Source organism: Pyrobaculum ferrireducens (assembly GCF_000234805.1).
In the GTDB taxonomy this organism is placed as follows: domain Archaea; phylum Thermoproteota; class Thermoprotei; order Thermoproteales; family Thermoproteaceae; genus Pyrobaculum; species Pyrobaculum ferrireducens.
The window spans coordinates 1,972,802-1,985,013 of the sequence record NC_016645.1; the positions used below are offsets into that span (position 1 = coordinate 1,972,802).

A 12,212-nucleotide genomic window follows, 5' to 3' on the forward strand; every position below is an offset into this window, starting at 1 on the left:
CCATAAAATATAAATTCAAAAGTCCGTTGCTAGTTGTATGCGTGGTTTAGAGTCTTTCGACATGCTTATCGCCTTTACTATAGTGGCCCTTTTTGTGGTCGGTATCTACTTCATGATGGGGTACTTCCCCTTTGCCACCGGCGCCGCTGAGGTTAAGGCGTCGGTGGGACTCGACGCGCAGGAGGTGTTAAAGAAAATTATACAGCAACCGGGCTCCCCCGCCGACTGGACGGACATAAACCAGGTGCAGGACCTGGGGCTGGCCGACAGCGGAATACCCGGCCAGCTAGATCCCAAGAAGTTGCTGGCTCTGGCGTCTCTCTCAGGTGGCGCGGAGGCCGTCTGCCGCATCAGAACATCCAGCCAAGACTACCCAGTCACTAAGGTTGGCTACGGCATATATCTGTGGGGCACTCCCTCCAGTACGCAACTGGATCCCTCGGTGTATCAGAGGGTTTTGAAGAGTCTATTTGGTAGTGACTGGGATAAGTACGACATTGAGTTAGTAATTAGGCCTGCTCTTAAGATAAATCTCGACATTCAAGGGGGCCAGACGTTTATCTCTATAACGCCTCCAGGCGTCTACGCGCTGGATGCTTGTGCCATATTCTGGGCCTCGTCATCCTCAGCGGCGTATAATGTGGAGATTATAGGGGCCTACTACTACTCACAGGGTGGCGGTGAGAATGCCAAGTGGTACTTCAATATAAGGCTGTACAACTCGGGCACCCAGAGCGTCCAGATAAACAGCATTAAGCTGGGTGGACAGGAGTTACTTACCTCCCCAGTTACGATAAATCCAGGCGACGTATGGTGCAACACATATCAACTCTCTGGGAAGCCGGCGGATACTACCGTAGCCGTAAGCGGTCCTAATGTATATGTGACTGCCCAGGCCCAGGGGGTGAAGCCTGTTGGCGGTTGCGCGCCGCCTAACAAGAACACGCCATCTATCGTGCCTCAGCAACAGTGTTTCTCTGGCGGCACTGATGCCGATGGGAGGGCGGTTCTTTCAGTACCTGGAAATACCGTGTTTACCTTTGTGAGGGCGAGGGGGGCCGCGGTGAGGGGCGTTAACTACACGTACCCAGGCTCTGGCCAGGTCTCGCTGGTAGGGCTTGTTGCTAAGCAAGACGCCGGGGTATACATCATACACTCGAAACTTATACAAAACATTGGTAGCACCTCGCTCTGCGGTTGCGACGACCCCGGAGTCTCGGCTCTCGGCCTCCGCGCCGTCTACGGCTTTCTCGGCGGACAGACGTCTAACTTGTTGCAAGATGTGACGATAAACCCATCTGTCAATCTTGATCTGGGCACTGTGTGTGGCAATGGCGTAATGGATAAGGCCGGCTGTCTCATTCCCTGGGGTAGGATAGGGAGGGCTAAGTTCTTGGTTGTGCTTGTGGAGCGTAACTCTAACGGTGATCCTCCCAAGTGCGGTGAGATTCCGCAGAGGGATGTCATTGTGATGCCCCTCACCGGGGGCCTACCGCCGCTGTATGAGGTGCGTTTTGCTACTTGGTGGAGGTGGGTTGGGCAGAGGCCTGAGGCGCTGGTTACTTCGTACGCCGAGGCTTTGGCGGACTCTGGCGAGATTACGTACAAGGTTGAGCTGTGGGTGTTTAGGTACAGATGAGGTGGGTTGTTGAGCTTGTGTTTGCCTCGGCGTTGCTTGGGCTAGTGTTTGCGTTGTTTAACTACACATCTCCCCTCTCTATGTCTGTGCAGGTGGGGGAGAGGGGTAGGTTCTCTGAGCTGGCTCTGTTCGCCATGAGGCTCGCCTCTAGCCCAGACTTCCTTTTTAGGCTTCAGACCGACTGGGGCTCGGCTCTGCTGACTGCGAATGCGGAGGCTGGGTTGATTGACCCGCTTGCGCGTGTAAGCGTGGTGAGGCCTGTGGGCGGCGTGTGTCCAGTTGTGCCGTCGCCTAGGTTCTCTATTTCTGTGGCTTCTGTTATGCCCAACGGCACGGCTGTATGTATCGCGGTGTACGCATGAGGGGCCAGATTATACTCCTAACTGCTGTGTTAGTGGCTGTGGCTGTAGTTGCGGTGCTGGTTCTGCAGTCTATCGCGTCGTCTTCCCCTGGCTACGGCGGGGTGAGGGCGGCTTACGGCGTTTTCTCCAGAGATGTGTCGAAGGCTGTTGGTGTTTTGTCTTCCTATGTGGATTACATGGGGCTGGCGTCTCTTGTTAACTTCAGCGCCTCCAGCGCCCGCTATGCCTTCCTGACCTCGGCGCTTCCGTACACCGGCGGCGCCAACGCGTATCTGTACTGGCTCCACATGAATAGGACTTTGGCTATGATGAACAGCACGGTGGTGTTTTTTGAGCTGAATAGGGGGGTCCTGGGCCTCTCCGTGAAACAACCGACGATGGTGTATAGAGGGGGGAGGTCAATTAAGCTGTATACCCCGGGCTACTTCAACCTCACTGTTATGTTGCAACCTGTCCCAAACGGCACGCATCTGACGCAACCCCTCCCCTCGTGGGTTTCGCTGTCGTTTTACGACAGCGGCGGCATTATGCGTAGCGTGAATAACTTCACTATTGTGTTGGCTAGTAATTTGGCGTCTGCTTTGTATAGGAGCTCTGTGGTGATGAATGTCTCTCTCCTGGCTCTGGCTGGGCTAAACGTCACTGCGCAGTTTGGGGTATCTATACGCGTCTTGCCGCAGGAGCAGTCTGGGAGCGTCTGCGGTGATTATATATGTATAAACATCACGACCACCGCCCCATATGGCTGGACGGCCTACATAACCGTGCTCAATAGAACGATTCTTCAGGGCGACTCCTACTCGATTTATTACAAGCAGGTGGCGGCGTCGTACGGTTTGTACAACTACACCACTTATTCCGCTGTGTATTGGGTAGATCTTTCGGGCATGTATGTAGAGCCGCTTCTCAGGGTGACTGTTGGCGATGTGCAGCTCTATTTGTTGCCTTTCGTAACTATTACCTGTCCCCAGTTGTCTCAGAACCAGGATTTGAAGAATAGATACAGTTATCCCCTTGTCTACTTCAACATCACCGCGGCGCCTATAGCGCCGGGTATCGGCAAGAATGTAACTAGGATTGACTTCTCCTTTAGGGACTACAGAGTTACTTACTGGGTTGTTCACCAGGGCGGCGTCTTGTCGATAGGTAGTGGGAATTTGCAGAATCTTAAGTCGCTGTGGCCATGCAGTCCTTAGAGTTGCTTATAATTACCTCGTTTGCGCTGGTTGCTATATTTGCCGTTGTGCCGGTTATACTTCAGCAGATATACTACTACCAAGCTCTTGTGGAGATGCGTAGTGCCTCTGCGTTTTTTAACTTGGTGGCAGACTCTCTGGAGAGCGACATGGGGGCCGCGTTCGCGCAGAGGGTTATTAATCTGCCTAGTCTGCGCTTTGGCTCGTTGAAGTACAGCGTGGCGCAGATGGGCATGTGCGGCGGCGCGGCGGTTTTCAACACTACGTTTGTATACGAGTCGCAGTACTTGTCTGTGGCTGGTATGTTGCGGGGTGTGAACTGGGGCAAGGTGGTATACGCGCCTGACACTCCTATTGCAGTGCGGGGTTGGGGGACCTCTTTGTCTATGGCGCCCCGGGTTGTTAAATATGGCGACATCGCGGTGGTGCTAAATATTACGTACACAGCGGCTCAGAGGGCTTCAGGCGTCGCCTTATATTACAACATCACGGCTCCGGTGGCTTACAACGCTGGTGACTGCGCCCTTGACGGTGTAGATCTAAGTGGCGTGTCGAAGGTGTTGGTAGTTCCGGTTAGGCTGGAGTTGCGATGAATGCTTTACAGACGGCGGTCTCTATGGCCTTCGCCGGCTTGCTCTCAGTACTGATTGCCTATATCGTAAACGTGCAGGCGCAGATGGCGTTTGATCAAGAGACCGCGTCTATGGCTCAGGCCTTGGCTGATTCCGTGGCTAACCAGATAAGGGCTGGCATCTCCTCTATCACTTTGCCAAATGTTTATCGTTTTAACATGTCTATAGCGTTGCCTAGCTTCTCGCCTCCTTTCGACTCCTTCTTCTACTCAATAAAGTTGGTGAATGAAAATGACATCCTCGTTGTATACGTAAATATGACCGCGTATAGAGGCTCTGGAATGTCTAGTACATCTGTATATAAGGCGGTTTATAACATTACAAACATCAAGATCTATGCCCAGGGCACTACGCCGTTGGCCACATGTAGTCAAGGCGATTTGGTAGATCTATCTCAGCGGGGTTGTTACGTCATGTGGCAGATGCCGGCTCCCACTTACGTGAAGTATCTAGTTTTTACAAAATAGCTTCAGCTAAGTGGGGCTATGTATGTAGCCACGGCGTCCCTTTTTCAGATGGTGCTGCCATTGCAGGGTTTCTGTAGTCTTGGAAGTTTTATTTTCTGCTAATACTTACGTACTGGGCTATTTTGTCTTTACTAGTTCTATAAGGAGCTTCTGTATGTCAAGAAGAATAGTTTGTAGAGAGTCTATTCTCTTACTTAGCAAGTCTGCGACGGCATCTATCCTTTTGTTCATTTCGTCGATTCTCCTATTTGTCTCGTCTATTCTTCTATTTGTTTCGTCGAGTCTCTGCTCTAGTCTGGCTATTTCGGTCCGCAATTCGCCCATTTCTCTCAATATGGATCCTAGGTAGAGGAGGAAGATGTCCTCTGTGGTGAGCTTTTTGCCCTCCTTAAGCTTACCAACGACGTGCTCTACTGCGGTCTTAAGCGCATCGTAGACAAAGGCGCCGAGCTCGCCCGACATAGTATCTTCCTTCCATCAGTTTATAAATCTAGTGACGAGCTACATTACAGACACCGGACATATATTGGATGTCGCGCGAATTCCGGGGCGGGTGTTCCTATTTATAAAGTGTTTTGTTGTGTTGTGGTTGTGGAGGAGCTGGAGAGGCCTCTGCGCTTTATTAGGATGGCGAGCGGCGTGCATGTAGTGGCTCTGATGACAGAGCCGTTTCCGTGTCCGGGCCGGTGTACCTTCTGCCCGTCGGCGGAGGGGGTTCCCAAGTCCTACATGCCCGACAGCCCGGTGGTTCTCCGTGCCAAGAGGAGCCGATACGATCCCTATCTGCAGACCGCTGGCCGTATCAAAGTGTATCTTATGAACGGCCACCTCCCGTCGAAGATCGAGGCTGTGGTGATGGGGGGCACCTTCGGCGCCTTGCCGCGGTGGTACCGGGAGTGGTTTGTGGCTAACGTCTTCAAGGCGCTGAACGACTACCCCAACTGGGCGGGCTCGGCGGATCCGGCGCCGGATTTGGAGGCCGAGCAGCTTAGGAACGAGTCGGCGGCTATGCGCCTCGTCGCGATCACGGTGGAGACGCGGCCCGACTTCGTGGACGCGGGAGAGGTGGACTTCCTACTGAGGCTGGGAGTGACTAGGGTTGAGCTGGGCGTCCAGTCTATATACGACGACGTACTTGCGAGGGTTGGGAGGGGCCACGGCGCCGCCGAGGTGGTTAGGGCGACGGCTCTTTTGAAGGATTCGGCTTACAAGGTCTGCTACCACCTGATGCCGGGCCTGCCGGGGAGCGATCCAGACCGCGACTTGGAGATGGTGAGGGAGGTGTTTTCAAACCCGGACTTCATGCCGGACTGCGTCAAGATATACCCCACGTACGTGGTGCCGGGGACTGCGTTGTACGAGGAGTGGCGCCGCGGGGCGTACCGAAGCTACGACGAGGAGACTTGGCTTGACCTCCTGGCGAGGATATACGCGGCGGTGCCCAGATGGGCCAGGGTCATGCGCCTCGGCCGCGACATCCCTCTGCACCACGTTGTGGACGGCCCCAGGTGGGGGAACATGAGGCAGGTGGTGCTCCGGCATATGGAGAGGCTTGGGCTGAGGTGTGTGGAGATCCGCTGTAGGGAGGCCGGCGTGAAGCTGGCCAACGGCCTGCCGATTCAGCCCGGCCCGGTGGAGGTTAGGCGCGTCGAGTACGTGGCGTCGGGGGGCGTGGAGGTTTTTCTAGAGGCGGTGGGGCCCGACGACACTCTCTACGGGATTCTGCGGCTGAGGATCCCCCACGGCCCCCACAGGCCCGAGCTCCGGGGGGCGGCCTTGGTTAGAGAGCTCCACGTCTACGGCCCCGAGGTGCCCGTCGGCGCGGAGGGGGGCTGGTGGCAGCACAGAGGTATAGGCAGGTCTTTGATGGAGAGGGCGGAGGAGATCGCCGCGGAGTTCGCGAAGAGGGTGGCTGTGATCAGCGGCGTCGGCGCGAGGCCCTACTTCCGCAAGCTGGGGTACGAGAGGTGCGGTCCATATATGTGTAAAGAGCTCTCAGCCTCGTAGAGCCCTCGCCACGGCGTCTCTAAGCGCGGGGGTCTGCCAGGCGTACAGCCTCCCCACCCCCAGCTCAGGATCGCGGCTCGGGACGCCGCCTATAGCCGCCGGCGAGAGCTCGACGACGAAGTTGCGGCTCTCAAGCAACCTGGCGAGCCTCAAGCCGCTGGGCTCCGCCAAAATGTCCGGGTCCTCCACGGCCTCTTTTAACGCATCGGTGAGGCCCAGCTCGGCGGCTTTGGCCACCACCCACCTCACCCCCCTCGACGAGGATATCGACGCCAGATACCTCTCCGCGTCCCACCCAGCCTCTGCCAGCTGGAAGAGGCAACGGGGGTTTCCTCCGCAGAGCCTCCACGCCGTGGCGAAGTCAGGCCCGCCCACGGCCTCGTTGAGGCGTTTAAAGTCGTCTTTGTCCATATTCCACATCAGCGCCGTGTGGGCCCAGCTGTGTCTAGAAAGCTCCCGCCTGGACGCGCCCTCAGATGTAAATACTAGGTATGCGATACGGACGCCCGCCAGCGGCCTGGGTATGAGGCCCGCCTCGGCTTTTAGAGACCTCAGATGCCTATCGCCCAGCTCCTGGGCGTGCTTCACCACCACCGCCCCTTCTCTGACGCCGACGGCTGAGAAGAGCTCGTCCACTATCACGAGGATATTCGACGGCGACATCCTCTCCACGAGGCGCTCAACGACCCGCCCTAGTAGCCACACTGCCGCCCGCGCCGCCGCCCCGCCTATCCGGCCTAGGAGCTCGGCTGCCACATCTGCTAGGATATCCCCCAGCTGTATATTGCTCTTGAAGACGTCCTCCCCCCCTCCTCGCTTTGCCGTCTAGATATAAGGCCACCCCGCGTGGATACCAGCGTGAAAAACGCCTCACCGCCTCCAGGGCCAGCGCCGTTTTGCCGCACCCCTCGGGGCCGTAGATTACATACGGCGTAGATCTGTCCGCCCCCGCATATTCCCGAAGCCAGCTCAGCTCAGCCTCTCTGCCGATAAATACCACAGGTTGCCAAGCCTGCGTTTTTAAATATCAAAATACTATGTAGAAATTGTAGTGCCTCCCCCTCCGCATTACCCCGGCCGAGAGGACGGGGGTGGGGGCCACGGCCAGCAGGTCCTCCAGCTGGTACTGGAAGTAGATCCTCCTGGCTTTGCCTCCCCACGGCACCTCCCAGACGCCCGGCGCGATTTCGCGCCCCCTCCAAACGTCGGGCGCCCAGACAGTAGCCACGGCCACCCGCCCCACCCGCCTAGCCTCTCTTAAAGCAAGCGCCGCCGCGTCGCGGGGCATGTGGTGGATAACCGCCACAAGGTACACCACGTCGAAGGCACCGTCTCTAAAGGGCATCATCGTCGCTTCGCACTCCACAGAATCCCCGCCGGGCGTCATCCTCCGGTCGAGGTCGCAGTGGACAACAAAGCCGTGTTCATGTTCCAGATACCTCGGCTGGGCCCCCCTGCCGCACCCGACGTCAAGCGCCCTGCGGCCGAACGAGGCGAAGTCCGCGACGGGCAGAGGCCTCCTCCTCGTCGCCTCGTACTCCTCACCGATTGAGATGTACGCCTCTCTAGCCTCTTTCGCCCACCACATCTTGTAGAGCTGAGAAGGTCTTCTCGACGACGCGCCTCATTTCCTCCAGCTTTTTATCAACGCCGTTGCCCCTTGCGAATTCAAGGGGGTAGTCCCGGTTGAGGTGCTCTCTCTGTGCGCTCAGCACCGCGGCGGCGCGTTCGCAGTCGGCTGGGGGCTCCCCGTAGACGCACGAGTTGGGGCTGGACACAATGGCGTCTTCCGGCGACTGGACGTATACGCTACCTCCACATGTACGTAACCCCTTTACGCGGCCTGTGTAGGTATATCCGACGAGGTCTAGGTAGAGGGCGCCGGGCCCCTCGTACACCCGCGACACCTTTCTCCACCCACGTTTTGCAACAAGCTCTTCAAAGACGTGCCGGGCCTCCCTCACCCTCGGGGTATCTATGACAAAATCTATATCTCCTCTTCTGTAGGCCACCCCGCTGTACAGCTCCACCGCGAAGCCGCCCACAACAACTACCCTCCCTAGGCCACGCCGCCAAACCTCTTCATTCAGCTCAGCCAAAAACCCAAGCGCGGGGCTACAGGAGCTCATCCACGACGTATACACCATCCATCAACCTAACTCTGTACCTCTTATGCGGCTCGAGGCCTCTAAGCGTAAATACATCGTCTGAAGGCCAAATCACATTTCGCCCCAGCCTCGCAGACATTATGATAATCTTCTCTAGCCTCTCCTCAGCCGCCTCCTTGGGGAAACGCCTTACACGCCCCACATATATCAAAATGCATCTGTTATAAATACCCAATGGAGCCGGCTGTCTGCTTGACGCAGTGGGGAGGGGGGGGGGCGCCGGGTACCCCCGCTTCTGTTGGGGTATGTGTCTATCCCCCTACCCGGGCCTCGCGCGGGCCTCACAGGCCCTGCTTGGGGGCCGCGCCTCCAGCTGGTTTTTACCCCCGCCTTTCGGCGGCCCGCTGGAGGCTCCCCGCGGCGGTGCGGGAGGTTCCAGAGGCTGGCCGTCTCCGAGCCAGCCCCGTCCCCTCGGCGCCCCTATTTTCTAGCAGTGCTGGGATATAAGCTTTACACGGTTGCCCCTGTAGTATATCTGTGCTTGTTTTTATATCGGGTTTTTGTGAGTTAATGGTGTTGCTGATGGGCCGTGTTGATGGGGTGCCTAGGAGAGTTGTGAGTCTTAACCCGTCTGTTAACGAGTTTTTGGCGTTGCTCGGCGTTGAGGTCGTCGGGCGCGATGCCTTTTCGTACAGGCCGAGGGAGCTGATGAAGGTGCCTATCGTGGGTACGTTTACAGATTTCGATGTGGAACGGGCGCGGGCGCTGGCCCCCGACTTGTTTATCCTCTACTACCCGGTGCAGAGACATTTGTTAGAAAAGGCGGCGGAGGTGTCCAGGGCTGTTGTGGCTGTGCCGACACCTGTGAATATCGACGCGGTGGTTGCCGTATTTAGGTTCTTCGCAAGGCTTTTCGATCGCGACGAGGAGGGGGACAGACTAGCCGGGGTGTACCGAGATTTGTTGAGGGGGGCGCCGCTGTACGACGGCGTTCTTGCGATTATAAACCTCGGCGTGTACGACGTGGCTTGCAGCAACTCCTACGTGGCGGACGCGCTTACGAAGGCGGGTCTGAGATATCTGGGGGGGCTCCCATGCGTCTTTATACACTACGAAGAGCCCCCGCTGGGGTTGCTGGAAAGGGCTAGCTTTGTGATTTACGAAGCCAGGGGGAGGAGCTACAGCGAGCGTGAGGTGGAGTTCCTGAGGGGGAGGGAGTACGTGGTGACTCCAAACGACACCCTGGCGCACTACGGCCCCTCTCTGCCCCTAGATCTCGGGCTCCTCACCGCCGCCGTCGCCAGGGGGGAGAGGTGGGCGGGGGGCGCCTCCAGCGTCTCGAGGCCCTCCCTGCGGGACGCCTGGTACGGCCCCTATAGATGAGGGTTTACATAGGGATCGACGACACAGACAGCCACAGGGGGGGTTGCACAACGTATGTAGGCTACGTATTTGCGAAGGAGGTGTTGAAGAGGTGGGGCCCCGGGGCCTTCCAAGACTTCCCCCGGCTCATTAGGCTGAACCCCAACGTGCCGTTTAAGACTAGGGGCAACGCCGCCGTGTCCCTAGCCCTAGATGTGCCGCCCGGCGACGTAGATGAGCTCTGGAGACTCGCCGTGGAGGTGGTCCAAACCCTCGCCAGGCGGGAGGGCAAGACAGACCCAGGCGTCGCCATGGCCGTCGGCGCCGTGCCGGAGCGCGCGCGGGTCCTATACAGAATGGCGCTGACGCAGGTGGTTAGCATAAGCGCGGCTGAGCGCGCAGGGCTTAAGACGTGGGGCGGCAGGGGTAGGATAGGCGCCGCCGCCGCCGTGGGGGCGGAGCTCCCCCTCTCCACCTTCGAGCTCATCGCCTACCGCGAGGGGGAGAGGCTACCGATACCCCCCCAGCTGGCGAGGACCATGGAGGCCCTCACCTATCCATTCACCTTTCACAACGTCGATAGGAACAGGGTGTTGATCGAGCCCAGGGGGCCCGACCCCGTGTACTTCGGCGTGAGGGGGCTAACCCCCCAGCACCTCGTATACGCAGAGTCTCTTTTAGAAAGCTGGGGCTTCAAGCCGTCGGGCTGGGTTATCTACAGGACTAACCAAGCCGTGGACGCCCACATCGAGCTGGGGATCTACTTCGAAGAGCCCTATCCCTACTCTTTCTACAGAGCCAGGGGGGTAATACAAGGCGTAAAGAGGGTGGGGGGGAGGCATCTTGTGGGGTGGCTGGACAGCGGCCTTCCGTTCGTGGTCTATAGACATCTGGGGAGAATGGCGGCTGAGCTGGAGAGGTGCGTTGGGTGCGACGTGGAGCTCTACGGGGGGCTGAAGCCCCGCGGGGGGCGGCTCTACCTATACGTAGAGAGGGCGTACATCCTCGGGCGCTACCGGAGGGCTAGAGAGAGGTGTCCCTACTGCGGAGGCTCGCTGGAAAGCGCCGGGGCTGGGAAGGGCTGGAGATGCCGCGTCTGCGGCACGCTGTTCCGCCGGGCCGCCACCAGGTGGATATACGACCACGCCCCCAGGGCTCTGATTCTGCCCAGGCCCGGCGAGTGGCGCCACCTCCTTAGGCCGCCCGGGGTTGAGCCGGAGATCGCAAGCTTCTTCTCCCCCAGCGCCGTCAGGTGGATTGTCTAGAGCACGCCCGGGGCTTTGACAACCTCTTCTACAAAACCCCGGGCTTGCGCCGACAGCGACGAGAGGTACTGATCTATCAAGCTCGCAATGAGCAACTTAGGCAGATCCTCCCTCCTCACCCCCCTGGCTCTGAGGTAGTACTCCCTCTCCTCGTCCAGCGCGGCGTCGGCGGCCGAGTGCCTAGCCCCCTCCACCTCGCCAGTCTCCACCAGGATGATGGGCTGGGTGTTGGCGACGGCCCCCTCCCCCGCTATGTACACCACGCCCTCCACCGCGCTGTCGCTACCAACCCCCCGCTTCGTGATGCGGCCCACGGCCCTCTGCGTAACAAACGACTTGTCCGCCGCCACTGCGTAGAGCCGGGCGCGACCCCTACCCCTAGGCGCGTCGTTTATAACAGAAACCACGTGGTCAAGCCTAGAGGCGCCGGTGCCCAGCTCAAGACCCACCACCTCAACAGAGGCCCCCTCCCCCGTCACATATTCCTCCCTCACCGAGTTCATCACGCCCCCCATCACCAAGGGCCTCGCGTAGAGGGCGCTCCTCACGGAAAGCGCTGAGTGGACATACTGAGGCCCCCCGCCCCTAGACACAAGCACGTACTCCACACCGCCGCCGGCCACCCCCTCCACCACGGCGGTGTGCATCACCCCCTCCCCCGCCTCGACGTAGATAACTACAGAGCCCGAGGCGGCGCTGTCGATATCCAACACGACGTGGCTAGCCACGTGGGCCCCCCTCTCAGAGGCCAGCAACTTAACCACCAGGGGGCCTACCGAGCCCCTCACCCTCACAGACACGGGCTCCCTCAGCGCCGCGGCGTGCAGGGCCAATATCTTGCTGTTTATCTGTATCTCTTTAAACACGTCGTCGGCGACCCCCACCTCCACCCTCCCGCACCTCCCAGCCCCCAGCAACACGCCGTTGTAGACAACAACCTCACAGCCGGAGACAGGCAACTCAACCCTCGGCGCGGCCTCCAAGCGCTTAAACCCCTCAAACCTAGACCAGTCGGTGTAGTACCTAATGGTTGGTGAGTCAGCGATCTCCTGCCAAGGAAGCTTACCCACCAGCTCCGCCCCAAGCGACCTGGCTGACTTAACATCCATGGCCTCCACGTCGTTTAGAGTTTATTATCTTAACGGCATGGACATTAATTAATTTTTAATACCGC

The 12,212-nt window shown here is 58.4% G+C and carries 15 protein-coding genes; 8 read left to right on the plus strand and 7 right to left on the minus strand.

Annotation, left to right across the window (positions count from 1 at the left end; genetic code table 11):
• The first annotated feature begins 37 nt into the window (after window positions 1-37).
• Genes P186_RS11065 through P186_RS11085 form a run of 5 tightly spaced genes read left to right on the plus strand, consistent with a single transcriptional unit; the run spans window position 38 to window position 4,296 of the window.
• Window positions 38-1,639 (plus strand): hypothetical protein, encoded by a 1,602-nt coding sequence (locus P186_RS11065; protein ID WP_014289578.1) that lies wholly within the window; start codon window positions 38-40, stop codon window positions 1,637-1,639.
• A complete protein-coding gene (locus P186_RS11070; protein WP_014289579.1) occupies window positions 1,636-2,001 on the plus strand; it encodes a hypothetical protein in 366 nt (121 codons plus the stop codon). The genes P186_RS11065 and P186_RS11070 overlap by 4 nt, the downstream gene beginning before the upstream one ends.
• A complete protein-coding gene (locus tag P186_RS11075) occupies window positions 1,998-3,197 on the plus strand; it encodes a hypothetical protein (RefSeq protein ID WP_014289580.1) in 1,200 nt (399 codons plus the stop codon). Before P186_RS11070 ends, P186_RS11075 begins: the two co-directional genes overlap by 4 nt.
• The gene (locus tag P186_RS11080; protein WP_014289581.1) at window positions 3,185-3,790 is read left to right on the plus strand and encodes a hypothetical protein; all 606 of its coding nucleotides are present in this window, start codon (window positions 3,185-3,187) and stop codon (window positions 3,788-3,790) included. The genes P186_RS11075 and P186_RS11080 overlap by 13 nt, the downstream gene beginning before the upstream one ends.
• Window positions 3,787-4,296, plus strand: coding sequence for a hypothetical protein (locus tag P186_RS11085; RefSeq protein ID WP_148683008.1), 510 nt, complete (start codon window positions 3,787-3,789; stop codon window positions 4,294-4,296). Before P186_RS11080 ends, P186_RS11085 begins: the two co-directional genes overlap by 4 nt.
• A 117-nt stretch (window positions 4,297-4,413) precedes the next feature.
• Here the strand turns inward: P186_RS11085 and P186_RS11090 are convergent, their stop codons facing one another.
• Window positions 4,414-4,758: a coiled-coil domain-containing protein gene (locus P186_RS11090; RefSeq protein ID WP_014289583.1), complete on the minus strand. Its 345-nt coding sequence runs from the start codon at window positions 4,756-4,758 to the stop codon at window positions 4,414-4,416.
• 165 nt (window positions 4,759-4,923) lie between these two features.
• Between P186_RS11090 and P186_RS11095 the strand changes: the two genes are divergently transcribed.
• A complete protein-coding gene (locus P186_RS11095; protein WP_148683222.1) occupies window positions 4,924-6,303 on the plus strand; it encodes an elongator complex protein 3 in 1,380 nt (459 codons plus the stop codon).
• On the opposite strand, the gene P186_RS11100 is transcribed toward P186_RS11095, so the two are convergent.
• From P186_RS11100 to P186_RS11120, 5 genes are read right to left on the minus strand one after another with little or no spacing between them, the layout of a single operon-like run.
• Entirely contained in the window at window positions 6,292-7,059 is a 768-nt protein-coding gene (locus tag P186_RS11100) for an ATP-binding protein (RefSeq protein WP_158307147.1), read from the minus strand. The genes P186_RS11095 and P186_RS11100 overlap by 12 nt on opposite strands.
• A complete protein-coding gene (locus P186_RS11105) occupies window positions 6,983-7,303 on the minus strand; it encodes an ATP-binding protein (protein WP_148683010.1) in 321 nt (106 codons plus the stop codon). Before P186_RS11105 ends, P186_RS11100 begins: the two co-directional genes overlap by 77 nt.
• 27 nt (window positions 7,304-7,330) lie before the next feature.
• Window positions 7,331-7,891 carry a class I SAM-dependent methyltransferase gene (locus P186_RS11110; RefSeq protein ID WP_014289585.1) on the minus strand — a complete coding sequence of 187 codons (561 nt, stop codon included), beginning with the start codon at window positions 7,889-7,891 and terminating at the stop codon, window positions 7,331-7,333.
• Window positions 7,869-8,432, minus strand: coding sequence for a nucleotidyltransferase (locus P186_RS11115; RefSeq protein WP_014289586.1), 564 nt, complete (start codon window positions 8,430-8,432; stop codon window positions 7,869-7,871). Before P186_RS11115 ends, P186_RS11110 begins: the two co-directional genes overlap by 23 nt.
• Window positions 8,419-8,613, minus strand: coding sequence for a hypothetical protein (locus P186_RS11120; protein WP_148683011.1), 195 nt, complete (start codon window positions 8,611-8,613; stop codon window positions 8,419-8,421). Before P186_RS11120 ends, P186_RS11115 begins: the two co-directional genes overlap by 14 nt.
• A gap of 368 nt (window positions 8,614-8,981) precedes the next feature.
• Here P186_RS11120 and P186_RS11125 point away from each other — a divergent pair, with 368 nt between their 5' ends.
• Together P186_RS11125 and P186_RS11130 are read left to right on the plus strand one after the other, a co-directional pair.
• Entirely contained in the window at window positions 8,982-9,794 is an 813-nt protein-coding gene (locus P186_RS11125) for an ABC transporter substrate-binding protein (protein WP_014289588.1), read from the plus strand.
• Window positions 9,791-11,038, plus strand: a complete 1,248-nt coding sequence (locus P186_RS11130) for a tRNA(Ile)(2)-agmatinylcytidine synthase (RefSeq protein ID WP_014289589.1) — start codon at window positions 9,791-9,793, stop codon at window positions 11,036-11,038. The genes P186_RS11125 and P186_RS11130 overlap by 4 nt, the downstream gene beginning before the upstream one ends.
• Here the strand turns inward: P186_RS11130 and P186_RS11135 are convergent.
• Window positions 11,035-12,147 carry a SufD family Fe-S cluster assembly protein gene (locus P186_RS11135; protein ID WP_148683012.1) on the minus strand — a complete coding sequence of 371 codons (1,113 nt, stop codon included), beginning with the start codon at window positions 12,145-12,147 and terminating at the stop codon, window positions 11,035-11,037. The two genes, P186_RS11130 and P186_RS11135, sit on opposite strands and share 4 nt — an antisense overlap.
• Window positions 12,148-12,212 lie beyond the last annotated feature (65 nt).

Coding starts and splice junctions, on each gene's coding strand:
- P186_RS11125 (WP_014289588.1), top strand. CDS start 8,982: ATGGTGTTGCTGATGGGCCGTGTTGATGGGGTGCCTAGGAGAGTTGTG.
- P186_RS11135 (WP_148683012.1), bottom strand. CDS start 12,147: ATGGATGTTAAGTCAGCCAGGTCGCTTGGGGCGGAGCTGGTGGGTAAG.
- P186_RS11090 (WP_014289583.1), bottom strand. CDS start 4,758: ATGTCGGGCGAGCTCGGCGCCTTTGTCTACGATGCGCTTAAGACCGCA.
- P186_RS11065 (WP_014289578.1), top strand. CDS start 38: ATGCGTGGTTTAGAGTCTTTCGACATGCTTATCGCCTTTACTATAGTG.
- P186_RS11115 (WP_014289586.1), bottom strand. CDS start 8,432: ATGAGCTCCTGTAGCCCCGCGCTTGGGTTTTTGGCTGAGCTGAATGAA.
- P186_RS11075 (WP_014289580.1), top strand. CDS start 1,998: ATGAGGGGCCAGATTATACTCCTAACTGCTGTGTTAGTGGCTGTGGCT.
- P186_RS11095 (WP_148683222.1), top strand. CDS start 4,924: ATGGCGAGCGGCGTGCATGTAGTGGCTCTGATGACAGAGCCGTTTCCG.
- P186_RS11080 (WP_014289581.1), top strand. CDS start 3,185: ATGCAGTCCTTAGAGTTGCTTATAATTACCTCGTTTGCGCTGGTTGCT.
- P186_RS11130 (WP_014289589.1), top strand. CDS start 9,791: ATGAGGGTTTACATAGGGATCGACGACACAGACAGCCACAGGGGGGGT.
- P186_RS11070 (WP_014289579.1), top strand. CDS start 1,636: ATGAGGTGGGTTGTTGAGCTTGTGTTTGCCTCGGCGTTGCTTGGGCTA.
- P186_RS11085 (WP_148683008.1), top strand. CDS start 3,787: ATGAATGCTTTACAGACGGCGGTCTCTATGGCCTTCGCCGGCTTGCTC.
- P186_RS11110 (WP_014289585.1), bottom strand. CDS start 7,891: ATGTGGTGGGCGAAAGAGGCTAGAGAGGCGTACATCTCAATCGGTGAG.